1 protein-coding gene is annotated in these 254 nt (G+C 39.4%); it reads left to right on the top strand.

All coding sequences use genetic code 11. The features are described 5' to 3' along the window. Positions 1 to 13: 13 nt before the first annotated feature. On the top strand, positions 14 to 254 hold a 241-nt coding region (locus tag SB659_RS20070), incomplete at its 3' end, for a hypothetical protein (RefSeq protein WP_410551694.1).

Below are 254 nucleotides of genomic sequence, written 5' to 3'. Positions count from 1 at the left end.
CGAGAGAAAAATTATGAAAAGGGGATCTTTAGATGATTTAAGACGCGTACCATTCTGGTCTCGTACTTTGGGATGGCTGTCTATTTTTGGCTGGCTTATTTTTGTTATTGCTGCCGTTGTCTTTAATTATGCAAAACCCGAACGTAACACCATTTTAACTGAAATTTTCGGGATATCTGTCCGGGACTACTGGCAGATCACATTAGGTGATTTATTTGTCATCCTTTTAATTATTGGGCTATGCGTGAGTCTGC

The sequence above is a fragment of the Arthrobacter sp. SIMBA_036 genome (genome assembly GCF_046535135.1).
GTDB lineage: Bacteria > Actinomycetota > Actinomycetes > Actinomycetales > Micrococcaceae > Arthrobacter.
This window is presented reverse-complemented; position numbering and strand designations above follow the sequence as displayed.